Origin of the sequence: Cysteiniphilum litorale (genome assembly GCF_003428165.1) — a bacterium.
In the GTDB taxonomy this organism is placed as follows: domain Bacteria; phylum Pseudomonadota; class Gammaproteobacteria; order Francisellales; family Francisellaceae; genus Caedibacter; species Caedibacter litoralis.
Genome location: NZ_QLIQ01000001.1, coordinates 258,619 through 280,881, shown reverse-complemented (window position 1 = coordinate 280,881; position 22,263 = coordinate 258,619). Strand labels below are relative to the sequence as shown.

At 38.0% G+C, this 22,263-nt stretch carries 25 protein-coding genes; 18 read left to right on the top strand and 7 right to left on the bottom strand.

The genetic code is table 11. The annotated features are described in order from the left end of the window. The first annotated feature begins 29 nt into the window (after positions 1–29). Positions 30–269, top strand: coding sequence for a DUF874 family protein (locus tag DNJ75_RS15800; protein WP_117001357.1), 240 nt, complete (start codon positions 30–32; stop codon positions 267–269). Positions 270–307: 38 nt separating this feature from the next. Further along, positions 308–1,249, top strand: a complete 942-nt coding sequence (locus DNJ75_RS01285; protein ID WP_117001356.1) for a LysR substrate-binding domain-containing protein — start codon at positions 308–310, stop codon at positions 1,247–1,249. Between the two features lie 55 nt (positions 1,250–1,304). Here DNJ75_RS01285 and DNJ75_RS01280 read toward each other — a convergent pair whose 3' ends face one another. The 3 genes from DNJ75_RS01280 to asd all read right to left on the bottom strand — a co-directional run bounded on the left by DNJ75_RS01280 (position 1,305) and on the right by asd (position 5,785). Next, positions 1,305–3,755: a mechanosensitive ion channel family protein gene (locus DNJ75_RS01280; protein ID WP_157968160.1), complete on the bottom strand. Its 2,451-nt coding sequence runs from the start codon at positions 3,753–3,755 to the stop codon at positions 1,305–1,307. Then, entirely contained in the window at positions 3,724–4,848 is a 1,125-nt protein-coding gene (locus DNJ75_RS01275) for a CaiB/BaiF CoA transferase family protein (RefSeq protein ID WP_117001354.1), read from the bottom strand. The genes DNJ75_RS01280 and DNJ75_RS01275 overlap by 32 nt, the downstream gene beginning before the upstream one ends. A gap of 100 nt (positions 4,849–4,948) precedes the next feature. Continuing rightward, the gene (gene asd, locus DNJ75_RS01270) at positions 4,949–5,785 is read right to left on the bottom strand and encodes an archaetidylserine decarboxylase (RefSeq protein ID WP_117001353.1); all 837 of its coding nucleotides are present in this window, start codon (positions 5,783–5,785) and stop codon (positions 4,949–4,951) included. Between the two features lie 117 nt (positions 5,786–5,902). Between asd and DNJ75_RS01265 the strand changes: the two genes are divergently transcribed. From DNJ75_RS01265 to xerD, 10 genes are all read left to right on the top strand, one after another. Continuing rightward, positions 5,903–7,267 (top strand): L-serine ammonia-lyase, encoded by a 1,365-nt coding sequence (locus tag DNJ75_RS01265; protein WP_117001352.1) that lies wholly within the window; start codon positions 5,903–5,905, stop codon positions 7,265–7,267. 72 nt (positions 7,268–7,339) lie between these two features. After that, positions 7,340–8,200 carry a GIY-YIG nuclease family protein gene (locus DNJ75_RS01260; protein WP_117001351.1) on the top strand — a complete coding sequence of 287 codons (861 nt, stop codon included), beginning with the start codon at positions 7,340–7,342 and terminating at the stop codon, positions 8,198–8,200. A gap of 283 nt (positions 8,201–8,483) precedes the next feature. Then, positions 8,484–9,296, top strand: a complete 813-nt coding sequence (locus DNJ75_RS01255) for a 23S rRNA (adenine(2030)-N(6))-methyltransferase RlmJ (RefSeq protein ID WP_117001350.1) — start codon at positions 8,484–8,486, stop codon at positions 9,294–9,296. Between the two features lie 144 nt (positions 9,297–9,440). Further along, positions 9,441–9,698: a 30S ribosomal protein S16 gene (rpsP, locus tag DNJ75_RS01250; RefSeq protein ID WP_117001349.1), complete on the top strand. Its 258-nt coding sequence runs from the start codon at positions 9,441–9,443 to the stop codon at positions 9,696–9,698. A gap of 135 nt (positions 9,699–9,833) precedes the next feature. Then, entirely contained in the window at positions 9,834–10,364 is a 531-nt protein-coding gene (rimM, locus tag DNJ75_RS01245; protein ID WP_117001348.1) for a ribosome maturation factor RimM, read from the top strand. A 14-nt stretch (positions 10,365–10,378) separates the two neighbouring features. After that, the gene (trmD, locus tag DNJ75_RS01240) at positions 10,379–11,122 is read left to right on the top strand and encodes a tRNA (guanosine(37)-N1)-methyltransferase TrmD (protein WP_325048285.1); all 744 of its coding nucleotides are present in this window, start codon (positions 10,379–10,381) and stop codon (positions 11,120–11,122) included. A 33-nt stretch (positions 11,123–11,155) separates the two neighbouring features. After that, complete coding sequence (gene rplS / locus DNJ75_RS01235) at positions 11,156–11,503, top strand: 50S ribosomal protein L19 (RefSeq protein ID WP_117001346.1); 348 nt, start codon at positions 11,156–11,158, stop codon at positions 11,501–11,503. A gap of 218 nt (positions 11,504–11,721) precedes the next feature. Beyond that, positions 11,722–12,936 carry an AAA family ATPase gene (locus DNJ75_RS01230; protein ID WP_117001345.1) on the top strand — a complete coding sequence of 405 codons (1,215 nt, stop codon included), beginning with the start codon at positions 11,722–11,724 and terminating at the stop codon, positions 12,934–12,936. Continuing rightward, the gene (locus tag DNJ75_RS01225; protein ID WP_117001344.1) at positions 12,929–13,621 is read left to right on the top strand and encodes a DUF4276 family protein; all 693 of its coding nucleotides are present in this window, start codon (positions 12,929–12,931) and stop codon (positions 13,619–13,621) included. Before DNJ75_RS01230 ends, DNJ75_RS01225 begins: the two co-directional genes overlap by 8 nt. After that, positions 13,614–14,501 carry a site-specific tyrosine recombinase XerD gene (xerD, locus tag DNJ75_RS01220; RefSeq protein WP_117001343.1) on the top strand — a complete coding sequence of 296 codons (888 nt, stop codon included), beginning with the start codon at positions 13,614–13,616 and terminating at the stop codon, positions 14,499–14,501. The genes DNJ75_RS01225 and xerD overlap by 8 nt, the downstream gene beginning before the upstream one ends. A gap of 143 nt (positions 14,502–14,644) precedes the next feature. On the opposite strand, the gene DNJ75_RS01215 is transcribed toward xerD, so the two are convergent. Then, on the bottom strand, positions 14,645–15,133 hold the full coding sequence (locus DNJ75_RS01215; protein ID WP_117001342.1) for a hypothetical protein: 489 nt from the start codon (positions 15,131–15,133) through the stop codon (positions 14,645–14,647). A gap of 67 nt (positions 15,134–15,200) precedes the next feature. Next, a complete protein-coding gene (locus DNJ75_RS01210; protein WP_117001341.1) occupies positions 15,201–15,914 on the bottom strand; it encodes a UDP-2,3-diacylglucosamine diphosphatase in 714 nt (237 codons plus the stop codon). Positions 15,915–16,106: 192 nt separating this feature from the next. Between DNJ75_RS01210 and DNJ75_RS01205 the strand changes: the two genes are divergently transcribed. Further along, positions 16,107–16,733 carry a hypothetical protein gene (locus DNJ75_RS01205; RefSeq protein ID WP_117001340.1) on the top strand — a complete coding sequence of 209 codons (627 nt, stop codon included), beginning with the start codon at positions 16,107–16,109 and terminating at the stop codon, positions 16,731–16,733. A 96-nt stretch (positions 16,734–16,829) separates the two neighbouring features. Here the strand turns inward: DNJ75_RS01205 and DNJ75_RS01200 are convergent, their stop codons facing one another. Continuing rightward, complete coding sequence (locus tag DNJ75_RS01200; protein WP_117001339.1) at positions 16,830–18,020, bottom strand: Bcr/CflA family efflux MFS transporter; 1,191 nt, start codon at positions 18,018–18,020, stop codon at positions 16,830–16,832. Positions 18,021–18,193: 173 nt separating this feature from the next. Here DNJ75_RS01200 and DNJ75_RS01195 point away from each other — a divergent pair, with 173 nt between their 5' ends. The 5 genes from DNJ75_RS01195 to truA all read left to right on the top strand — a co-directional run bounded on the left by DNJ75_RS01195 (position 18,194) and on the right by truA (position 21,633). After that, entirely contained in the window at positions 18,194–18,970 is a 777-nt protein-coding gene (locus DNJ75_RS01195; RefSeq protein WP_117001338.1) for a type III pantothenate kinase, read from the top strand. 47 nt (positions 18,971–19,017) lie between these two features. Next, positions 19,018–19,593 carry a GTP cyclohydrolase I FolE gene (gene folE / locus DNJ75_RS01190; RefSeq protein WP_117001337.1) on the top strand — a complete coding sequence of 192 codons (576 nt, stop codon included), beginning with the start codon at positions 19,018–19,020 and terminating at the stop codon, positions 19,591–19,593. 86 nt (positions 19,594–19,679) lie between these two features. Beyond that, complete coding sequence (locus DNJ75_RS01185; RefSeq protein ID WP_117001336.1) at positions 19,680–20,261, top strand: DUF4823 domain-containing protein; 582 nt, start codon at positions 19,680–19,682, stop codon at positions 20,259–20,261. Beyond that, entirely contained in the window at positions 20,254–20,784 is a 531-nt protein-coding gene (locus DNJ75_RS01180; protein WP_117001335.1) for a M15 family metallopeptidase, read from the top strand. The genes DNJ75_RS01185 and DNJ75_RS01180 overlap by 8 nt, the downstream gene beginning before the upstream one ends. Positions 20,785–20,835: 51 nt before the next feature. After that, positions 20,836–21,633, top strand: coding sequence for a tRNA pseudouridine(38-40) synthase TruA (gene truA / locus DNJ75_RS01175; protein ID WP_117001334.1), 798 nt, complete (start codon positions 20,836–20,838; stop codon positions 21,631–21,633). Here the strand turns inward: truA and coaE are convergent. Beyond that, complete coding sequence (gene coaE, locus DNJ75_RS01170; protein ID WP_117001333.1) at positions 21,597–22,202, bottom strand: dephospho-CoA kinase; 606 nt, start codon at positions 22,200–22,202, stop codon at positions 21,597–21,599. The two genes, truA and coaE, sit on opposite strands and share 37 nt — an antisense overlap. Between the last annotated feature and the right edge of the window lie 61 nt (positions 22,203–22,263).

Here is a 22,263-nt window from a genome sequence, read left to right as displayed (position 1 = left end):
AGTTAGTGATCACCTTGTGTGGTCGCATTATGAACAGATTGGTGCATGGTAAACAGATCACATGTTGCACCAGTTGTTGCGTTTTGTGTACACTTCTTCAGAAGACAGAAGACAGAAGACAGAAGACAGAAGACAGAAGACAGAAGACAGAAGACAGAAGACAGAAGACAGAAGACAGAAGACAGAAGACAGAAGACAGAAGACAGAAGACAGAAGACAAAAGTATTAGAATCCATACTTTACTTATAGAGGGATTGAACTATGCTTGATAGCAGGTTAAAAGACTGATTAATAGCGAAGGAATGTTATGTATACTGAATTTTTTACGGATGCGCTTACCTTGTTAGATATCATTAAAATAGGTTCAATTGCGGGACTATCAGATGCTAAGGGTGAGCATCGCACAACCATTTCACGACGCATTCAGCGCTTGGAGTTTCATCTTAAAAATACGGTGATTACGACAAAAAGTGGGCGAGTTGAATTAACGCCTTATGGATCTGAACTAATCCCAAGATTGCAAGCAATGGTGCAGCATATGGATCGAAGTTTCTCTCAACTGGTTCAAAAGCAGGAAACGCAAAAAATGCAGGTACGCTTTTTTAATAATATAGGGGTGTATTACTTTTTTATTGATGAGTGTTTGCAGTCATTATTGGCAATAAATCCTGATATTTCAATTGAGATGACCAGTTATACTTATTACCAAATGCTTAATTTCGGCTCAGTCTCGAAGTCTCTTTTTGATCAATTTGATGTGATCTTTATCCATGATGCACTTATTCATTTAATTAATGATGAAGAATGGCTCGTTAAAATGCGCTTACAAACGACACATAAGCTATATGCTAGTGAATATTATCTTAAAACACATCCAGCAATTAATGACCCACAAGACTTAAGAAAACATATTTGTATTTATAATAACTTATTGCCGACGAAATCATGGCTGCTACAAGATGAGCAAAATAAGCCAAATGAACACGCCGTCACATTTGAGCAAAGCATAGGTTGTGATGCGGTTATTATGCAGTATAAGTTAACAAAAATAGGCTATGGAGTGAGCTTGATTCCAGAGTCGGTTGTAAAATCAGATCATCAAACACTGGTGAATATATTACCTAACTTATCGAGTAAACCATTTACAACATATCTGCTTGTGAATAGTGAATCCTATAAAAATCCGATCATTAAAAAAGTTATTACGGCAATGATTGATACTTTAAATAATCTAGAATATTGGGGGTGATTAGGGTGCTAAATGACAGAAGTCAGTAACCCACCATATCTATTGTGATGAGACCTTAAGAAGGTCGTCGCATATTTTTAAATTGAATGTCCAATTGTGGAAAAGGAATATCGATATTATGGACTTTAAAGGCTGCAAAGATCTCGTGTCGGAGACTATCTTCTGCTTTGCTTTGCTCAAGCTTATTAACAAACGCCTTAAGGACAAAAATAAGTGCTGAGTCGCCAAAGTCATTAAATTTCACCGATGGCTTAGGATCATCAAAGACATACTGATTATTCTCAGCGACTTGTAATAGGATATTTCTCACCTCTTCAGGATTACTGTTATAGCCAACGCCAATACTAATGCTAGCGCGGCTTAAAGGATTAATGGTTTCATTGCTTAATTTATCATTGATCAAAAGGCTATTCGGGATGACTAAGGTGTTTTTATCAAAGGTTTCAATAATGGTCGTGCGAATATTGATGTGTTTAACAAATCCTAGATCATTACCGCAATGCACCATATCGCCAACTTTAATAGGGCGCTCAATCAGTAGAATAAACCCTGAGAAAAAATTTTTGATGACATCTTGTAGTGCAAAACCAATACCAATCGATAAGCCACTGATGATAAAAGTTAATGCATGTGTGCTAACTCCCATTGCGTAAATAAGAATAACAATTGCAAAAATAAAGACCAGATAGTTAAGACACTTATCAAGCGCATATTTTGTACCAGTTTCTATGGTTAAATAATGAATAATCAGGCGTTGAATCATCCATTTGATAATCAATAAAGCCACGTAGCAAATCAGAAAAATAGCCAATGCGTTGATGATATGTATAACAGAAAAAATCTGATTGTCACTGATAGGAAAAGGTGTTGTAAAAAGATAAATTATCATCGCATTTAACTCATTGGCTTCAACACCCCATAGTAGGGTAATAAGAAGTAGCGCAGACATATAGCTAATAATAATACCAATGAGCTTTAGCCAGTGATAAACAACAATCGCGCGGGCTTTGGTATGTTTTTTGCGCGGAGCAATGCGTTGGAGCTTAAGCGCACTTAATGGTGTTAATAAAAAAGCAATCAAACGTGCTATTTGACTGGCAATATAAATTACCCATAAGCTTTGCAATAACTTATAAAAACCAATCGATGCCAGATTGCCAAAACCGATGAGTACCATCACAACATATAAGCTATAGAGTATGAGCAGAAAATGTAAGACAAGTAAGCCATAGCGACTTGAATGAAAGTGGTGCGTTTTGGTGTAACTCAAATATAGCTTTATGAGTAATATGAGTTGAACAATACCTAAGATAAGCATGCAAAAAACGCGAGCGTAAGCATAGTCAATGAGAAAGGGCTCAATATTAAAGCCAAAAGCAATCGGATTTATGTGCTCTATAAAAATAATCATTGAGCTCACTAAGGCTAAGGGGCGAACATATCGATGGCTAGATTTATTTTCAGATGAATTAAGATGTAGTAAGTTTCTGATGGTGGTGCTAAATAATACATAAAAGATCAAGCTCAGTACCAAGGCGTTAACCATGGTATTAATAATATTGAGCGGGTCTTGATCAATGAAAACAATGCAGTAGATGAGATACAGCAAACATGCTGGAAAAATACTACGCGTAAACAAGTAGCTTATTTCATTGAAATAGGTAGAAAACACGCGTAAATAAATATAATGGTAAACATAATGGCGCAGATAAAAGTAAAGCTTAGCTTGCAGTCGCTTACGATAAGTCATATTCGCCAGTAGTAATAGCAGCAATAACGCACCTAAGATCAGCTGTTCATTGGTGGGGAACACCAGCTGATGTTTGTTAAAATGAGTGTCATTAAAATAAGCGTTAAACTCTTTAAATGACGTTATAAATGAATGGGGTGAGATCATAAATGGTGTTGATTTCAGCTCTTTAATTTCATTGATTAAACGCTCATGATCGGAGAGTTTCAGCAGTAGATGGTTTGTTGCTTTAATGATTTCTTGTGCTTGTTGTTGTGCCTCTTTAAGCTTATTAATATCGGCATGCACGCGTTTAAATAGCGCGATACCATTACTCAAATCACGAATAGATCCCGGTTGACTGGTTTCTTCAAAATGAGTCAGTTCATGACTTAATTTATGTCTTTCATTAATCAGTTCAGTTTGATATTGATAGAATTTCTGGCGCACGAAATCTAATTGTTTGGCAAAAAAGGCATATTGTTTTTGGCTAATATCAGGCTCATATATCCTAAGCTTAATATCGTGTAACAGTGTTTGTGTCATGTGTAAATCAGTATTAAAAGCAGTTAATAAGGCATCATAATGCGCTGCCATCATCGTTGGTTGATTGTTATCTTCAAGTTGTTGCGCAAATGCTACATGTGAGAAAAAAATAAGTAGAAATGCAGCAGTAAGTCCACGACAAAACATACGCCAGAGGCGAAAGCATAGAACGTGAGCTAATTGCATGATCAAAGAGCGATTATTTAAATTCTTTCTTAATTTTGGCGCCATCAGCATTTACCTTAGGTGCTTCTTTTCTTGTGCCGGTTTCCTTATTGGTTGAGAATTTCAATGGACATCCAGGAAGCTGATATTTCCCCGCTTTGACAATCATATCACGTTCTTTAACAACCTTAAGACTAAGGGCTTGATTGACATTATTAATGGGGCCCGCGGGAACGCCGGCTTTCACAAATTTATCATACCAGTTAGCAACAGTATCGTTACCAAGCGATTTTTCAAAGGCAGCTTTAATAAGATCGTTATGTGCTAAGCGATCTTTATTGCTCTGGCATTTGGGATCATTTTTAAGTTGATCAAGTCCCATAACGTCACAAGCAGAAGCAAAAAGCTTATCGGTTGCCGCACAAATAACAATATCATCATCCTTACATTTAAAGGTGCTAAAGGGTGAGATATTGGGGTGTTTGTTACCAATCCGACTGGGGATTTTATGCAACATTTTATCAGAGACGACGTCACTTTCTAAAAATGACAGCATCGCATCAAACATGGCAATATCAATTTGACACCCTTTGCCTGTTTTCTCACGCTGATAAAGCGCTGTGGCAATTGCCGAGAAGCAATACACACCAGCAAGCATATCAGAAACTGAAGGACCTGCTTTAATTGGTGGACCATCGGGCTCACCGGTGACACTCATAAAGCCACTCATCGCTTGAATCAGCTCATCATAGGCAGGCAGCTGCGACATCGAACCAGATTGTCCAAAGCCTGAGATAGAGGCGAAAATTATCCGAGGATTAAGTTTACAAAGAGAGTCATAATCAAGACCAAGCTTAGCCATGGTGCCTGGGCGAAAGTTCTCAACCACAACATCAGCCTGTTTGATAATGTTTTTAACAAGTGCTAGATCATTAGGATCTTTAAGATTAACACCAATACTTTCTTTGCCTCGATTGACTGTTTCAAAATACATTGAAATGCCATCGATAAAGGGACCAAACTGGCGTGAATCTTCACCGATTTCTGGGCGTTCAAGCTTGATTACTCTGGCACCTAGATCACACAGTAGCATAGTGCAAAACGGCCCTGATAACACATGGGTAAAATCAGCAATTAATAATCCGTCAAATGGTTTCATCACAAACTCCTTGTTGTTTTATTAGCTTTTGACAAGTTTGAGTATAGATAAAAAAAAATGCTTTGCTGATATTTTATATTTTAAATCAGGCTAAATGCTTTTAGATAGCGCTAGCGATCGTCTGCCCCATATTAATTTTGCCCGTGATGCTCGCCTGCCATGCGATTTTATTGGCAGGGAAAAGCGTGATAATCGTTGAGCCAAAATTAAATAAACCAATCTCATCACCTTTTTTAAAGTGTAAGTTTTGCTCAGAGTAATCAAAGTGTATCACTTTGCTGTAGTAATTAGGAGCAACTAACTTATGCCAAACGGTTTCAATCCCTGCAACAAGCATTGCACCCACAAAAATAACGGCAATTTCCCCAATCGCAGTATCAAAGTAACAAATCAGGCGCTCATTCTTGGCGAAGAGTCCATCGATATTTTCCGCGGTTAATTCATTGACTGAGAACAATTTGCCTGGAACATAGGTCATGCGTGTGAGCTTCCCATCGATTGGCATATGCACACGGTGATAATCCGAAGGGGATAAATAAATCACTGAGAAATCAGAATAGTTCTCTTTTGCCGTATCCGCTGTAAGTGCTTTTAAGGAAAAATATTTGCCTTTGGCTTGGATTAGTTTGCCTTCGGTGATTAAACCTGCTTGCGTGATTTTGCCATCTGCTGGCGAGATAATGCTGTTATCGTTTGGATCAATCGGGCGCGCTTCAGGTTTTAATTTGCGGGTGAAAAAATCATTAAAGCTAGTATATTCTGTCGGATCGTTGATTAACGCGTCAGTTAATTTGATATTAAAACGTTTCATCGCAAGGTGGATTAATCTATTTTTAACGGTTGGGTTTTCACAGTTAGCAAGCTTCCCAGCAAGGCGTGATAAACAGGCTTGTGGTAATATTTTTTGAAGCGTTAGAAATAAGGTATCTTTAAACATGCAGTATTAAGCGATATATTTTTGGCTGGCATTGTAAATTATTTTACATCTGCCAGCCACTGATTTATTGTAAGCAGGTTTTTTAGAGGTAAATGGGCTTTTTTTAAGGGTGAGTTTATGAATATTAGTATTTTTGATTTGTTCTCTATTGGTGTTGGACCATCATCGTCACACACAGTAGGTCCAATGCGCGCAGCCTTTCGGTTTTTACAAAAACATCAAGCTGCATTGCAAGAGACTAGGCGTTTTACGATTGAACTTTTTGGTTCATTAGCACTTACTGGAAAAGGGCATAAAACAGATTATGCCTGTATTTTAGGATCGGCAGGCTTTGAGCCACATAGTATTGATATTAATGCGGCTGCACTTTGTTATGATCAGATGCTTAAAAGCAAAAAGATGAAATTATTGGGATCTTATGAGATTGATTTTGATTATACGACTGATCTGATATTTCATTATAATGAGGCGCTGCCAGAGCATGCTAATGGTATGTTGTTTACACTATGGAATGCGCAAGGTGAAAAGCTTGGCACATTGAAGTATTTCTCAGTTGGTGGCGGCTTTATCTTAGATGAGCATGAAATGCATCGGCATAATGATCCAGCTCCTGTTGATGCGCATGCTGTACCTTATCCATTTGCAACGGCTAAAGAGTTATTAGATTTATGTGAAAAACATCAAATGAATATTGCCGATTTAATGATGGCGAATGAATGTGCGCTACGTGATAAACATGAAGTCGAAGAAGGGGTGTTAGCAATCTGGCAGGTGATGGATCAGTCCATTGAAAAAGGTTTGCAAACAGATGGTGAGCTACCCGGTGGGCTTAAGGTTAAACGTCGCGCGTATAAACTTAAAAAACGTTTAGAAGAATCGCGTTTAGATATTAAAGACCTTAATTGGCTTAATGTTTTTGCCATTGCGGTTAATGAAGAAAATGCTGCCGGTGGCAAGGTGGTTACAGCACCTACTAATGGTGCGGCAGGCGTGATTCCTGCGGTATTAAAACACCATGTATTAAGCCATCCCTTTACCAGTAAAAAAGAGATTATCGATTATTTGTTAACAACGGCAGCGATTGGTATTTTATTTAAAAAAGGAGCATCTATTTCCGCGGCTGAAGTAGGTTGCCAAGGTGAGGTTGGTGTCGCCTGTTCAATGGCAGCAGCGGGGCTTTGCGCAATTCTAGGTGGCAGTGTTGAACAAGTTGAAAATGCTGCTGAGATGGGCATGGAGCATAATTTAGGTTTAACCTGTGATCCGATTGGTGGCTTGGTGCAAATCCCATGTATTGAGAGAAATGCCATGGGTGCGGTGCAAGCGGTCAATGGTGCTAAGTTGTCACTACTAGGTGATGGTGAGCATCATGTGAGCTTAGATCAGGTGATTCAGACAATGAAAGAAACAGGTAAAGACATGTCCACCAAATATAAAGAAACATCTCTTGGTGGCTTAGCAGTCAATTTACCCGCATGCTAGGAAAATGATACACTTTTGTGTGTTTTTAAATGAAATAAACATGTTTTATGAAATTAAAGGAATAGATGTGAAATGTACGGCAAAAAAACATCTCCGCAAACGATACAGATTTTTTTACCCACAGGTGACCCAACAGGTATTAAACTAGCCAAAATAACGACATCTATTATTGAAGCAATAGAGGTGCCTAGAGCATTATTAAGCGAGTTTCTCAAATTAGAAAATATTCAACAGGTTGCGCTATATTGCTTAGTCGGTATTGATGATAAAACTGGCTTACCGGTTGCTTATATTGGGCAAACAAGTTCTCTGTTTATGCGTTTAAAGCAGCACCATAAAGATAAAACTTTTTGGAATAAAGCATTTATTTTTGTATCTATTACTAATAGTTTTACTGCAAGTCATGTCCTTTACTTGGAATCACTGGCAATATCGATTGCTACTATGGTGAATCGCTATCAACTTATTAATGGTAATGCTGGGTTACAGCCGCACACACCGGTACATTTAAAGGCTGAGTGTGATGTTCTTTTTGAGGTGATTGAGGTTTTAGCATCAACGCTTGGACTGCCTGTATTTAAGGCGTTGACAGCACATAACATTGATTGCAAAGAAGTTGAAAAAATTTATTATTGCATTAGGCGTTCTTCAGATGCAAAAGGACACTATAACTCAGAGGGGTTTGTTGTGTTAAAAGGATCTTTAATATCTCCTGATATCACTCGAAACTTTGAGCAAAATAACTATTTGAAGCTTAGGGAGCAACTTATTAGAGATGGAGTTATAAAAGCGAGGATATTTGATAAGGATTATTTATTTAATTCACCATCAGCTGCCTCTGCAGTATGTTTAGGTTCATCGTCAAATGGTTGGAATGATTGGAAGGATAGCAGTGGCAAAACACTCAATGAAAACGAGAGAAATGGTGAATGATTAAGTATTGCAAAAAAAGATTTGAATAATTGACTGGAGTTACGGACTTTTTATATTTTAACACCCCGCCTCGCACGCTCGGCACCCCTCTTGAAAAGAGGGGAATATAAAATCATCGTTGCCTAATTCCCCTCTTTTCAAGAGGGGTGGCAGCCATAGGCTGACGGGGTGTTTATAGAATGATAGTTTTTTCTAAAGTACGTAACTCCAGTAATTGAACGTCTTTGAAAGGAGAATTTTGCATTAAATTAAGTTGGCAAAAACAATTGAATAGGGGTTATTAATGTCATTAAGTTATCAACATATATATCATGCGGGCAATTTTGCAGATATTCATAAGCATTTATGGCTTATCGCGGTTATTGAGCATTTAGGTAATAAAGAGAAGCCATTTTTTTGGTTGGATACGCATGCCGGACGTGGGATCTATGATCTGTATAGTCCTGAGGCGCAAAAGACCAAAGAAGGGCTAAATGGCATTGGCAAGGTGCTCAAGCTTTTTGAGAAAAGTGACAACCCTTTGTTGGCAAAATACAAAACACTCATTGACGAATTGAACTCTGATAAAACAACATTGCAGTTTTACCCAGGATCAGCTTATTTAGCGGCAAGCTTACTGCGTGAGCAAGATAGAATGACGGCACTTGAGCTGCACCCGCAAGAGATTGAGCATCTTAAGCTAGCAATGCATGACTTTGAGAAAGTCACCGTAAAATATGGTGATATGTCAAAGCTGATATCAGGCTTTTTGCCACCCAAAGAGCGTCGAGGTGGTGTGCTGATTGATCCAAGCTTTGAGATTAAAAGTGAGTATGAAAGTCAAGCAAGACTACTCATGCAATCCGTCAAAAAATGGTCAACAGGTACTTTTATGCTATGGTATCCTTTGTTGCCACAAAGACGCCATGAACGTCTAAAAGAGATTTTGCGTGACGCACAACTTATGATGACGATTGATGAGTGGGTTTTTGAAAACCCAAGCAAAGCCATTGGCATGTATGGCTCAGGTATGATTATCGTTAATTCACCTTATACTGCAGCTGAAAAGGTAAAACGAGCACTATCCATTCTCGAGAAAGGTATCAATAAAGGGTGAAATGGTGAAAACACCATAAAAAATGAATTAACGCCTTAAAATCACTGGTGCCCACGTCAAAAGTACGTTAAAATGCGCCCGTTTTTGTGTTTAGCACAAATTCTAGAGCAACAATAACTAAAATAGAAAATTTGGAGAAGACTAATGGTCGTAATTCGTATGGCTAGAGGCGGCGCTAAGAAGCGTCCTTTTTATAGAATCGTGGTAACAGACAGCCGTAAAGCGCGTGATGGTCGTCCTATCGAACGTGTTGGTTTCTTTAATCCATTGGCAAAAGAACATGAAGAAAAAGTACGTGTTGATCTTGAGCGTGTAGACTACTGGTTAGGTACAGGTGCTAAGATGTCTGATCGTGTAACTTCTATCGTTAAAGAAGCGCGTAAAGCAACAGTACAAGCTTAAGTAAAAAGCACAAAGCACGCTTAAGTGCTTATGTTAAGTTTTAAGAAACGCCAATCACGCTCGTATCGTTGATTGGCGTTTTTGTTTTATGTATTTTATTTGTTTTAAAACTGATTGCGTAATAAGGTTGTTAATATGTCACAACAAGATAATGTACAAAATGATGAGATGATCGTCATTGCCAAGGTGGGTGCAACATATCGCTTAAAAGGCGAATTAAAACTTTATGTCTTAAGTGATTCGATTGAAACGGCATTGTCTTATGGTCAGTGGTATATCAAAAAAGCAAGTGATCGCACGTGGTCCGTGTTAACCGGTGAGTCGGTCAGTCGCGTCGGTGATAAGCTTGTGATTCAATTTGCTGATGCCGATGTCAAAGAGATTGCTGCTAAATATACCAATGCCTTACTCGCTGTGCCAAGATCAGTGCTAAAAGAGACAGCAGAAGATGAATACTACTGGGTGGACTTAATCGGCATGCAGGTTGTCAACAAAGAAGGGCAATCATTTGGCAAGGTTGATGATATCTTAGATACAGGTGCCAATGAGGTGCTTTGTTGCAAATATAAAGATCAATCGTATTTAATCCCTTTTGTGAATGACTATGTGATTGAGGTCAATAAAGATCAGAAGCTAATAACTGTTGATTGGCAGTACGACTATTAAGAGTAAGCATAATGATTAACTTTGCAGCGATTACGATATTTCCTGAAATGTTTGATGCGATTACCCAATATGGCGTTTCAGCACGTGCATTTCAGCTTGAAAAAGCGGGGCTTATGACCATTAATCCACGTCAGTTTGCAACCAATCGCTATCAGACAATTGATGATCGCCCCTTTGGTGGTGGACCTGGCATGGTGATGATGTATGACCCACTGCAAAAAGCCATTACTGAAGCCAAAAAAAGATTGAACAAACCCGCTAAAGTTGTATACTTGTCGCCGCAAGGAAAACCGTTAACTCAAAATTTGGTTAAAGAGTTTGCTTGTGAAGATGCTTTAATCTTGCTTTGTGGTCGTTATGAAGGTATCGACGAGCGTTTGATTGAGCGTCATGTTGATGAAGAAGTTTCAATAGGTGATTATGTCTTAAGCGGTGGCGAGCTACCTGCGATGACATTGATTGATAGCATCGTGCGCTTACTGCCTGGGGTGTTAAATGATCAAGCATCAGCTGTTGAGGATTCATTTTACGATGGTTTATTAGATTGTCCGCATTACACACGTCCTGCGACACATGTGGATGCAGGTGATGTACCTGCGGTGCTGTTATCTGGAGATCATCAAAAAATTCAACAATGGCGACATCAACAAAAGTTAAAACGTACTTTTTTGCGACGTAAAGAATTGATTGAGTGCCTATGTCTATCGAATGAAGATAAGCAATATCTTGAGCAATTAGCGCAAGATGAAAAACAATAAATGTGATAGAGAATGCACAATTAGGAGAACAAAATGAAGAATAAATACTTAGAAATGGTTGAAAATTCACAACTACGTACTGACTTACCAACATTTCACCCTGGTGATTCAGTAACAGTTAACGTATGGGTAAAAGAAGGTGATAAAGCGCGTATTCAGGCGTTTAAAGGCTTCGTACTTGCGATCAAGAATCGTGGTATCAACTCAGCGTTTACTGTGCGTAAAATGTCATCTGGTGAAGGTGTTGAGCGTACGTTTCAAACACACAGCCCAATCATTGACAGCGTTGTTGTCGAAAGACGTGCTAAAGTTCGTCGCGCTAAGCTTTACTACATGCGTGGCTTGACGGGTAAAGCAGCAAGAATCAAAGAAAAAGTATAATTTTAAGGTTGGCATCGCCAACCTTTTTTGTTTTTATGACTTGCTTTAAATGAACCGTTCGATTTTTTGTTAAAGTAAGTTTTCCTCATGTCATTAAAGTTTTTCGTTATCATGTTTTTTTGATCCAAAATATTGGTTAACGTTATCTGAAATATTGATTAAAATAGTTTTAATGTACTTAGATAATTTCAGAGTTTTGAGTGATCTCAAAGGATAATATGAAAAGTGGTTATTTAACGCGAATGAAAGTTAGTGGGTTTAAATCTATTGCTGATTTAGACAGTTTAGAGCTTGGAAGTTTAAATATTTTAATTGGCGCTAATGGTGCAGGAAAAAGTAACTTTATTCAAATTTTTCGTATGCTGATGTCAATGAGTGAGGGCAGCTTTACGTCATTTATTAGTAGTCGTGGCAGAGCTGATAACTTTCTTTATAATGGTCCCAAAATTACGGAAAGAATAAAAATTTCCTTTGAGTTTCAGTCAACAAATAATATGGAAGCGAGAAATTACTATGCTCTTGAATTAGTGCCAACAGTAGAGGAGGATTTTCTAATTGAAGAGAGTAGAGCATTTCAAAAGAACCCTTTCATAGGTTTGGAATTTGAGATTGACGAAATGGATTCAAAGTTGCATTCAGAAAATAAAGGATGGTCATGGCCATCAAAAGATACATGGCGTAGCTATGGACTGCCCAGTAGAGAGAGTAGAATTTCGGAGTTAAAAAGTGAAAGGTCTGCAGATGGTAAATATAATGGCATTGGATATTTTGTGCATCGTTCGATATCTAACTGGGTTGTATATCACTTTCATGATACAAGTGCTAACTCACCGATGCGTCGATCAGATATTGTTGAGAATAATAAGAAACTTTATGGTAATGCAAAAAATATTGCGTCATTTTTATTAAATTTAAGAGATCATTTTCATGATTCTTATATGGAAATTCTTAATGCTATTAGATTGGTTATGCCATTTTTTGATGATTTCATATTGGATATTAAAGTGTCTGGACAAGAGCAAACAGTGAGGCTTGATTGGTTGCAAAAAGGCTCAGATTACCCGATGCAGCCATATCATTTATCCGATGGATCAATCCGTTTTATTTGTTTGGCAACTGCCTTATTACAACCTGAACCACCATCAACAATTATTATTGATGAACCAGAGTTAGGACTTCATCCAGCAGCTATCGTTATCCTAGCAGAGCTTATTCAGCAAGCAGCTCAAAGAACACAAGTGATTGTAGCGACGCAATCTCCTGCGTTAATCGATCAGTTTGCAGTTGAAGATATTATTGTTGTTAATCGCAAAGAAGGAGCGTCAACTTTTGAGCGATTAAATGAAAAAGATTTTTCACAATGGCTTGAGAGTTATTCCGTTGGAGAGTTATGGGCTAAAAATGTTATTGCAGGGGGACCTCAGTATGAGTAATTATATTGAAGTCATTGCCATAGTTGAGGGTAGAACGGAGCAGACATTTATTGAAAAAGTAGTACAACCGTATCTTGCGCCTAAAAATATATTTATACGTGCAACTCAAGTTTCAAAACCTGGACAAAAAGGTGGCGATGTTCGCTTTGAAAGGGTTAAGCAAGATATAGCCATACATTTAAAGCAGCGACCTGATATTTATGTAACAACGATGATTGATTATTACGGGATTAAAGAATGGCCTGGCATTGATGGGATACCACAAAATAGCTCGATAAAAGAAATTTCAAAATATCTCAATGATCAGACGCTTAGTGCTTTATACAAAGACTTATCACCACGATTACAAATTAAAAATCGATTTATCCCCTATATGATAATGCATGAGTTTGAGGCATTATTATTTAGTGACAGTAAGATTTTGGCGCAATCATTAAATATTGATGAACATAAGATAACTAAGACAGTTAAAACATTTGCTACACCAGAAGAAATTAACAACTCTAGAGAAACAGCACCTTCCAAAAGACTTGACGGATTTACTGCAACAGGCAAATTTGCCAAAACAACAACGGGGATAGCTATCGCAATAAAAACAGGCGTCCCTTGTATAAGAGAAAAATGTTTTCTCTTTAATGAATGGCTTGAAAGCATAGAAAATTTAATTGCTGTTAAAAATGCGTGATTACTCCGAAATTATTAATCAATTTATCGATGATATCTGGCTAAGCGAAGGCTTAAGTCAAAACACTTTATCTTCTTATAAAACGGATTTAAATCATCTGCTTAAGTTCTATCAAAAGCATGATGTGGTTAATCTAAAACTTTCAGAGCTACAAGTCTTTTTAGCTAAGCGTTTAAACGAGGGCTATAGTGCCCGATCTAATGCGCGGATGATTTCGACCTTACATAAATTTTACGGTTGGTGTTACGCACAGCAAAAGATTACAACAGATCCAACACAGAAGTTAATATTACCCAAATTACCGAAAAGTCTACCTAAAGATCTATCTGAAGAAGATGTTGAGAAACTGTTGGATGCACCTGATTTAACGACAGAGATTGGCATTCGTGATAAGGCATTATTAGAGCTTATTTATGCCACGGGTTTGCGCGTCAGTGAATTGGTTAATTTAACCTTAGATGATGTCAATTTACGCCAAGGTGTCGTGCGCGTGATGGGTAAAGGTTCAAAGGAACGTTTAGTACCAACCGGTGAATATGCTTTGGAGTGTTTACACAAGTATATTAATGAAGTGCGCGATGGTTGGCTGCAAGGCTTAAAGCTTGATAAATTATTTGTATCGCATCACCGAAAGGGTATTACGCGTCAGACTTTTTGGCACCGTATTAAGTTTTACGCTGATCTTGTCGGCATCAAAAAAGAAATTTCACCGCATACCTTGCGTCATGCGTTTGCAACACATCTATTAACCCATGGGGCGGATTTGCGCTCAGTGCAAATGCTTTTAGGGCATAGCAGTGTGTCGACGACAACGATTTATACGCATATCTCACAAGTGCGATTAATGAATTTATATAAGGAACATCATCCACGTGCTTAAAGGGTTGGGAGAAGATTAGCATGTATAGACTGCAGTTAATATTTGTTCAAAAGCACGTACCCTGAGCATAAGTCAAAGGGTGTGCGTATAAAGGCTTCGACTTGCGCTCAGCCAACGCTTCCGTAGTAGATAATAAGTGTTTATTAAACTTCGTTTGTATTAAGATGTGATGCTTCAAGTAATTTACGCACTTTAACAATTTTAACCCAATAGATAATATAGATCACCATACAAGCGACAGATGCAAATGGCGATATGATGGGAATAAAGGTAACAATGGGTAATATCACCAAAGCTAATCCCAAGATAAATAAAGTATCACCTCGCAGTTTAATGGTCATATCCTGATATTTTTTAAGCGCGTTGCCAACACCAAAGGGTAATACGATCCACTGGAAAATATAACCGACGATTGGAATAAGGAAAAGCCAAGCAAACCATGGCTTGGTGACTTGTTTATCCTTATCGATGATTTTCAGCAGCTTATAAACGCTCCATGAAAAGGCAATCGAGAAAATATAAAAAACAACGATCATAATAAGTAGTGCAATGCCCATGCCTAAAATGGCATGAGGGTCACTTGATAAGGTGGTGGTTTGAGTTGTAATGCTAGTAATGCTTTCCTGACTCATCGTATGTTAGCTCCATGTGTTTTTAAATAGTTGTTGCATGGCAAGTATGGCAAAGTCTTGCTATTTTTCAAACTGCATCTAGCTTTAAAAGCTTAATATTTTCATCATGATCGATATGGATATAACTTCCTGTGTTAAACCAATCACCTAAAACATAACGTGTATAGTTTTTTTCATGGTGGGTATTAAACAAATGGGTATGCCCATGAATTAATAATTTATTATCAGCTAGATATCGTTTAATGCCTTTTGGCGTGACATCGATTATTTTGTATTTTTCGTTTTTCTGTTGGCTTTTAGCGCGAATTTTTTGTGCGATGCGTTGGCGTGTTTTTACTGATAAGGACAGATAAAGTTTTTTGATCAGTGGAGTGCGGACAATGTAGCGAAACATTTGATAGCTTTTGTCCTCAGTGCATAATAAGTCACCATGCATCAGCACAATATTTTTGTGTTTTAATTGCAAAAGATAAGGATCGTTAATCAGAGTTAGCTTTGCTTTTTGCGCAAAGCTTTTGCCAATTAAAAAATCACGATTGCCATGCATAAAATAAATGGTTAGTCCCTTATCATGTGCATCATGAAGTGCTTTGATAATATCTTCTTGCATATGACTTATTACATCATCACCAACCCAGTAATCAAAAAAATCACCTAAGATAAAAAGGGCATTACCCATGTGGCTAATGTCATCTAAAAACGTCTTAAATAAATCGGTAGTTTGTGGGCGCGACTCATTTAAATGCAAGTCAGCAATAATGTAGTAATTTGTTATCATCATAAAGCGAAAGCTTAGTCATGGACAAATCATAAATGTTATTGAGTCGCTTAGTAAGTGCTTTTTTAATTTTGTGCCAGTTTTCTTAAGTTTGCGTTAAGATTTCCCTTTTAACTTTGTTGTGTTTTTAAGCATAACTGATCTTTTGATCTTTTAATCAACAACTTTAATTAACTTAACATTTAAGGAATCAGCATGAAAAAATTATTATTATCTTTGGGTCTAATTGCCGCTTCAAGTGCTGCTTTTGCCGCGACTTATCAGGTTTATAATGAGCCAACGACTAATGCTAAAGTGGTCTCTGAGCTAACTGATCAGAATCAAAATCAATATATTCAGTTCTATCAGCAGGGTAACTGGATCAAAGTTGCGGATACACAAACAGGGCAAGTTGGCTGGGTAAACACGGCACAAGTTAAACAGGCGCAAATGCAAACACAATACCAACAAGCCGTGAATGCACTTAATATGCAACAAAAACAGTTAGAAGCTGAACGTCAGGCATTTGAACAAAGATATCAAAGAGCTGCCCAGAATCTTCAACAGCAAATGCAGCACCTACAACAACAAATGAGTCAAGCACAATCACAAAATGCACCAACGCAAGCCTCAGCTCAGCCTGCACAAAAAATGGTGGCAGCAAATGCAAGTCCGAATGCTAATCAGATGCAGCGTTCATTTAATGCTGTAAGTATTCAAACCAATCAAGATGGCAAGACGGCGACAGTAACAAGAGAGTGGTTGAGCAAAGATGGCAAAGTGCAAAAAGAAGTCAAGCAAGTGCCGGTGAGCGAATTACAAAAGATGTCTTTGAACTTTTAATTGATAACCAATAAAAACCACCCACCAACCGTATACAAGCTCATTTCCTCAAAGGAAGATGAGCTTTATTTTATGTTTTTTATACATTCTTTATATTTAACTTACTTTCACAATACGTGAGCGCTGACTCATCATCACACTGACTAAAGCGCATACGGACAAAGTGGATAGAATAATGGCTAAAGGGAGCTGATTTTTTAACGGAATAAATGCTGCTAATGCTGTTAGTAATCCAGCTCCTAAGTTTTGCGCACCACCCAAAACAGCGCCAGCGGTTCCTGCAATACTTGGGAACTCTTCTAATGCTTTGGTGGTTGCTGTTGGGAAAATAATGCCACACCCTAAGAAATATAGGCAACCTGGTAAGATAATACTTAAGCTTGTGACACCAAATATATAATAGGATAAACCAAGGGCAATACCGCTAATTAAAAGGGTAAAACAACCAATGAGTAATAAGCGATCGAGGCTATAGCGTCGCGCAAGACGTGCTGAGAGAAAGCTGCCAAACATATAACAAGGCAAAGGAATAATAAAGAATAAGCTGGCAACTGCTGGCGAAAGCTGTAATACGGAGGTAAAAAGCGCGCCTGAGCTGACTTCAAATACCGCAACACCCCCATTGGCAACGATCAATAAAATCAGATTAATCATAAAGTTGCCATTGGATAGTACGGTTTTATACTTGGCTAAAAGGTTACCTTTAGTTGATTTCTGCGTGTTGGTTTCAGGAAAGAAAAGCCATTGAATGGCAAGAAGCAAAATGCCATAAATGGTTAGAAAAACAAAAATAGCACGCCAACTATGAAGATCTGTAAAAAGACCTCCCAATAAAGGGGCAATTAAAGGTGCGAAGATAAGCGCAATTGCCATAATACTATTAGCGCTATGTAGCTTCATCCCAGAATATAGATCACGCATGACCGTTCGCGCCATGACGCCAGCAACAGCAATACCACTGCCTTGTAAGAAGCTGGCAATCAAAAGGGTTATAAAGTGTGTTGCAAACACAGCCAAAATAGATCCCAGTGTAAAAAAGACAATACCAATTAAAATCATCGGTTTGCGACCAAAGCGATCAGAATAAGGACCATAGAAAAATTGCAGTAAACCATAAGGGAAAAGATAACAGGCAATTACAGCTTGCATACGCCCAACACTCACGGAGAACTCATGCGCCATCTGTGTTAATGCGGGCACATAAATGGTGTTGGTCATTTGTCCTGCGGCAGTGAGCAAGATAATAAGCAATAAAATGCGATAAAAATGACGATCAAAATTAGCCATGTTTATACTTCAATAAGTAGGGTCGGATAAACTTGCTGCCATCATAGCGTAAACCATAAAAAATAATAGTATCAGACACTTAAAAAACACGGATTAATGCTGTAAATGAATTAATGATGGGTATATACTGCGACTCAAACTAAGCTGAAATATTTAAAAGACAGAAAAAACAGATGTTACTTACTTTAGATGTTGGCAACTCGCATATTCATGCGGGTGTTTTTGATCATGATGAGTTGATATTACAGTTTCGTTATACTACGGCATCAGCACATGGTAGTTCAGATCAAATAGGTATTTTTCTAAGGCAAGCGTTGAGTGAGAATGCCCTTGATCCAAATAAAATAACAGGTGTTGCCATTGCCTCTGTGGTGCCAGCCATTAATTATTCGCTGCGCTCCGCCATTTTAAAGTATTTTGATCTTGAACCATTTTTCTTACAACCTGGTGTCAAAACAGGCTTGAAAATGCAAGTAGCAACACCTAAAGAGGTTGGTGCCGATCGAATTGCTGGATGCATTGCCGCTGTTGAGTTATTTGCCAACAAAGATATTTTGGTGATTGATTTGGGTACAGCCACGGTTTTTGATGTGGTGCGTAAAGATAAAACCTATTTAAGTGGCGCCATTTTGCCGGGCGTGCGTATTTCGCTTGAAGCGTTAAGTAGTAATGCCGCTCAGCTGTCGTCAGTGAGTATTGTCAAACCGATGATGGCAATAGGCAAAGATACCGATACTAATCTACAATCCGGTATTTATTATGGGCACTTAGGTGCTCTAAAAGAGCTCAAATCAGTGATGATTCAAGAATTAAAAACAGATCCAAGCAATGTCATTACTGTCGCTACTGGTGGATTTTCGCAATTATTTAATGTCCCTGGGTTATTTGATGCTATCGTGCCTGACTTAGTGCTACAAGGCATTAAAATGGCATTTGATAAAAATAAGTAATGAAACAAATGAAATAGAAAACAAATAAAATAAATGAAGTGAATGCAATGACAAAAAAACCAAATGCCGAGCAAGCTGAGGCAGCGATAAAAACTTTACTCGAATATATTGGTGAAGACCCTAATCGTGAAGGATTGCTTGAAACACCCAAGCGTGTCATTAAGTCATACGCTGAGTTTTTTAAAGGCTATGCAGAAGATCCAGATGAGATATTATCAAAAACATTTGAAGATGTTGAGGGTTATGATGAGATTGTGCTTTTAAAGAATATGCGCTTAGAGTCCTATTGTGAGCATCACATGGTGCCAATTATTGGTAAAGCGCACGTTGCTTATTTGCCTAATGGCAAAGTTGTTGGCATCAGTAAAATAGCGCGCGTGTTAGATGTGTTTGCCAAACGCTTACAAACACAAGAGCGTTTAACCATGCAAATTGCTTTGGCAATCGAGAAAGCATTAGCACCCAAAGGTGTTGCCGTGATTATTGATTCCATGCATCAATGTATGACAACGCGAGGAGTACATAAGTCTGAAACCTCAACAGTGACAAGTTGTATGCGCGGAATTTTCAGAAAAGATGAGAAAAGTCGTAGTGAATTAATGTCATTGATTTCAGGCTTATAAGAAAATCAAAAAAAGCGCTGTGCCTACTTGGTCTAAACGGTATATTCTGTATAATATTTGTATCGTTAGTTGTGTTTTTAACAAAAATGAAGAAACTTTTTTTAGCTCTTTGCTTTTTAATGACAGGCTGTGCAAGCACACATGAAATCGTTGCAAACTCGATGCAAAAGACAGTGGCAGCACAGAGTAATGATATTCATTTTCGTGATGGCTTAGTGAAATTGCCTAAGGATGCTACCGCTTATATGGCATATCCTAATAATGGCTATGATGATTTACATAGTTATCCAGGAACTGCTAAGGACACATTATCAATTTTAAATAATGCATTAAAAGACCACTTTAAAACGCTGACGTTGGCATCACATTTCCAGTCGGCACAGTTTGAATATCTAGCGGCACGTGATAAGAAGTATGATTATTTTATTTTGCCAAGAATAAGTAAGTGGACAGAGAGTTATACATTACTTACTGGGGTTGCTGATCAAGTTGAATTAAGCATTAAAATATATGATCTAAGAACGAACCAACTTATTGATGAAGTGCATATTAATAGCATAAGTTCAAAAATGCCAGGCTTTGAAAAAACACCGCTTGAGCTATTACATGAACCATTAAGTGCAATTGCTGAGAATTTATTTATGCAAGGAAAGCCAGCCAATGCCTAATAATCATCAAAAACTTGAGAGCGCTTATGCGATTTTGCCAATAGCATTTGCCGAAAATAATAAACAGCCATTTTTTCAAGAATGCTCAGAGTCGACGCTCATCTGTGGCGGTAAAGATGTGTTTAATCGAGATTATTATATGCAACATGAGGCATATCATGCATGGCTGAAAATGCAGCAAAGCGCTTCACAAGATGGCGTAAACCTCATGATTATTTCAGCGTTTCGTAGCTACCTGTATCAAGCTAATATTATTTTAAATAAGTTAAATAAAGGTTTATTGCTGGAGGATATTTTAAAAGTATCAGCTTTGCCTGGATTTAGTGAGCATCACACAGGATGTGCTTTGGATTTTACCTCAGATGAGGAGAGTGAGGTACTAACAGAAGGTTTTGAGCAAACCAAAGCCTTTAAATGGCTGACAAAGCATGCCAGCAAATTTCATTTCTCACTGAGTTACCCTCAAGATAATACCTATGGGTTTATTTATGAACCTTGGCATTGGTGTTATAAAACATCTTAAGTTGTGCTATGATTCACGGTCTTCGTGAATACTGATTTAAACTATTAAACGATGTTAAAACATTATGCGTTGGTACTTGAATATGCAGGCACCAATTACTGTGGTTGGCAGCGCCAAAATCATAGCGACAGTGTACAAGAGCGCTTAGAAAAAGCCTTATCCATTATTGCCAATGAATCGGTTGAGGTGGTCTGCGCAGGTAGAACGGATACTGGTGTACATGCCACGGCGCAAGTGGTAAATTTTTCAACTTCAGCAGTGAGGCAAGAAAAAGCATGGGTGTTGGGTGTTAATACACATTTGCCCAATGATATTAGTGTCTCTGCTGCTTATGAGGTTGATGCGGACTTCAGTGCGCGCTTTAGTGCATTATATCGACGCTATCAATATGTGATCTATCAGAATAAAACATCGAGTGCACTATGGCATGAGCGAGTAACTTGGATTAATCAGTCATTGGATATAAGCAAAATGAACACAGCTTGTGCGTATTTGCTCGGTGAGAAAGATTTTAGCTCTTTTCGTTCATCACAATGCCAATCAATAAGTGCTAAGCGCAATATTCAGCATGCGCATTTTATCGAGCATGGTCAGTTTATTATTTTTGATATTCAAGGAAATGCATTTTTGCACCACATGGTCAGAAATATTGTTGGATCAATGCTAGAGGTGGGTTTAGGAAAAAAATCACCCGATTGGATCAAAGCATTGATAGGTGCAAAAGATCGCACGCAAGCAGGTATCACGGCACCCCCTCAAGGTTTGTACTTAATTGAAGTGGGTTATCCACGAGAATTAGATATTATCGCCTGTCAGGAAGTGCCGTTTAAGAATGACAATATGCTGTGATGAATAGCATTAATCTGTGGTGTCAGCTCAGAAATATCGCCATCGTTTTTAATGATAAAGTCACTAAATGTGCGACGCTCATCATCACTAATTTGGCTTTGAATCATCAATAAAGCTTGTGACGTTGTCTGGTTGTCACGCGCTGTAATGCGATCAAGTTTGGTTTCCATAGATGCGCATATCGAGATGATTTTTTTAATATAGGGGTAATTAGTAAGTGTTGCAGTTGTCAAAAGTGGAATATCTATGATCGTATAGATGGATTGGCTTTTTGAGAGTTTTAATTCAATCTGCTGACGAATAATCGGATGCATGAGATTGTTTAACCAAGTGCGTGCTGATGTGTCTTGACTGATAATACTGCGTAAGACTTTTCTATCAATCATACCGTTAGTCATTACTGTATCGCCAAACTCATCAACAATGGCTTCAATGACTTTGGGTGATAGGATAACTTCTCTAGCGACTTGATCCGCACAGATAATATCAATGTTATGCAGTTCATGAAAAAGATGAGCAACTGTTGTTTTACCGCTACCAATACCACCAGTCAATGCAACGGGAAACATGTTTTAATATACCTTGTTATTTTTTCTTGATAGGATAGCGCTGTTTGCCTGATATGCATAG

Excerpts from the sequence above, each read along its gene's own strand:
- rpsP (WP_117001349.1), top strand. The coding sequence starts at position 9,441 with ATGGTCGTAATTCGTATGGCTAGAGGCGGCGCTAAGAAGCGTCCTTTT.
- DNJ75_RS01280 (WP_157968160.1), bottom strand. The coding sequence starts at position 3,755 with ATGGCGCCAAAATTAAGAAAGAATTTAAATAATCGCTCTTTGATCATG.
- coaE (WP_117001333.1), bottom strand. The coding sequence starts at position 22,202 with ATGTTTCCCGTTGCATTGACTGGTGGTATTGGTAGCGGTAAAACAACA.
- folE (WP_117001337.1), top strand. The coding sequence starts at position 19,018 with ATGACAAAAAAACCAAATGCCGAGCAAGCTGAGGCAGCGATAAAAACT.
- DNJ75_RS01225 (WP_117001344.1), top strand. The coding sequence starts at position 12,929 with ATGAGTAATTATATTGAAGTCATTGCCATAGTTGAGGGTAGAACGGAG.
- truA (WP_117001334.1), top strand. The coding sequence starts at position 20,836 with ATGTTAAAACATTATGCGTTGGTACTTGAATATGCAGGCACCAATTAC.
- DNJ75_RS01215 (WP_117001342.1), bottom strand. The coding sequence starts at position 15,133 with ATGAGTCAGGAAAGCATTACTAGCATTACAACTCAAACCACCACCTTA.
- DNJ75_RS01200 (WP_117001339.1), bottom strand. The coding sequence starts at position 18,020 with ATGGCTAATTTTGATCGTCATTTTTATCGCATTTTATTGCTTATTATC.
- DNJ75_RS01265 (WP_117001352.1), top strand. The coding sequence starts at position 5,903 with ATGAATATTAGTATTTTTGATTTGTTCTCTATTGGTGTTGGACCATCA.
- DNJ75_RS01195 (WP_117001338.1), top strand. The coding sequence starts at position 18,194 with ATGTTACTTACTTTAGATGTTGGCAACTCGCATATTCATGCGGGTGTT.
- DNJ75_RS01185 (WP_117001336.1), top strand. The coding sequence starts at position 19,680 with ATGAAGAAACTTTTTTTAGCTCTTTGCTTTTTAATGACAGGCTGTGCA.
- DNJ75_RS01255 (WP_117001350.1), top strand. The coding sequence starts at position 8,484 with ATGTCATTAAGTTATCAACATATATATCATGCGGGCAATTTTGCAGAT.
- DNJ75_RS01285 (WP_117001356.1), top strand. The coding sequence starts at position 308 with ATGTATACTGAATTTTTTACGGATGCGCTTACCTTGTTAGATATCATT.
- DNJ75_RS01230 (WP_117001345.1), top strand. The coding sequence starts at position 11,722 with ATGAAAAGTGGTTATTTAACGCGAATGAAAGTTAGTGGGTTTAAATCT.
- xerD (WP_117001343.1), top strand. The coding sequence starts at position 13,614 with ATGCGTGATTACTCCGAAATTATTAATCAATTTATCGATGATATCTGG.
- DNJ75_RS01180 (WP_117001335.1), top strand. The coding sequence starts at position 20,254 with ATGCCTAATAATCATCAAAAACTTGAGAGCGCTTATGCGATTTTGCCA.
- DNJ75_RS15800 (WP_117001357.1), top strand. The coding sequence starts at position 30 with ATGAACAGATTGGTGCATGGTAAACAGATCACATGTTGCACCAGTTGT.
- rimM (WP_117001348.1), top strand. The coding sequence starts at position 9,834 with ATGTCACAACAAGATAATGTACAAAATGATGAGATGATCGTCATTGCC.
- DNJ75_RS01275 (WP_117001354.1), bottom strand. The coding sequence starts at position 4,848 with ATGAAACCATTTGACGGATTATTAATTGCTGATTTTACCCATGTGTTA.
- asd (WP_117001353.1), bottom strand. The coding sequence starts at position 5,785 with ATGTTTAAAGATACCTTATTTCTAACGCTTCAAAAAATATTACCACAA.
- DNJ75_RS01205 (WP_117001340.1), top strand. The coding sequence starts at position 16,107 with ATGAAAAAATTATTATTATCTTTGGGTCTAATTGCCGCTTCAAGTGCT.
- rplS (WP_117001346.1), top strand. The coding sequence starts at position 11,156 with ATGAAGAATAAATACTTAGAAATGGTTGAAAATTCACAACTACGTACT.
- DNJ75_RS01260 (WP_117001351.1), top strand. The coding sequence starts at position 7,340 with ATGTACGGCAAAAAAACATCTCCGCAAACGATACAGATTTTTTTACCC.
- DNJ75_RS01210 (WP_117001341.1), bottom strand. The coding sequence starts at position 15,914 with ATGATGATAACAAATTACTACATTATTGCTGACTTGCATTTAAATGAG.